The organism is Parendozoicomonas verongulae (assembly GCF_009711465.1).
GTDB lineage: Bacteria > Pseudomonadota > Gammaproteobacteria > Pseudomonadales > Endozoicomonadaceae > Sansalvadorimonas > Sansalvadorimonas verongulae.
This window is the reverse complement of sequence record NZ_SMME01000320.1, coordinates 1-544: the sequence shown is the minus strand read 5'-3', so window position 1 is coordinate 544 and position 544 is coordinate 1. Positions and strand designations below refer to the sequence as shown.

At 49.1% G+C, this 544-nt stretch carries 1 protein-coding gene; it reads right to left on the bottom strand.

All coding sequences use genetic code 11. From position 1 onward, the window contains the following. Positions 1-458, bottom strand: a 458-nt coding sequence (locus E1189_RS00550; RefSeq protein ID WP_490352558.1) for a transposase family protein, incomplete at its 3' end; no start/stop codon positions are given. Between the last annotated feature and the right edge of the window lie 86 nt (positions 459-544).

Below are 544 nucleotides of genomic sequence, written 5' to 3'. Positions count from 1 at the left end.
AGATGCCCCTGAAAACCATAAAACCCTCTCTTCTTTGATGCGCAGTGCCCGAACCACGCTTCACCTTTAAAGCAGCGACTTCTGGCCACCCGTGTTCTGATGCAAGCCTCTATGGGAAAGCCATCTATGATGTGGAGGTCGGAACGATCAGCACCGAGCCTTTGCAAAAGAGCGGTGTGCAGACACTGCTTTACTCGCCAGAGGTTGGCTCCCTGACGCACGAACTGTGAGCGATCAGGAAGAGAAGGGAAAAAGTGCTGCCATTCCCGGTGGAAGTATTTCCAAATTGCCTTATCTTCGTGAATACCAAGCCATTCAGCGACAATTTCCATAGTGAGAACCTCGCTATCGGCAAGCTTGGGAGGAGTGCCTCGCTTACGGATAGGCTCAGTAATACATGAAGAATACAAATCGTCGATCAAGCAGAACACACTGATGATAAACTCTTCGAGGGGCATGGCGATCACTGTCTGTTATGTTTTGGCGAACAAATATTAGACAGTAGCCATGCCTGTCTTTAGACATGGAAAGTCACACATCGGGT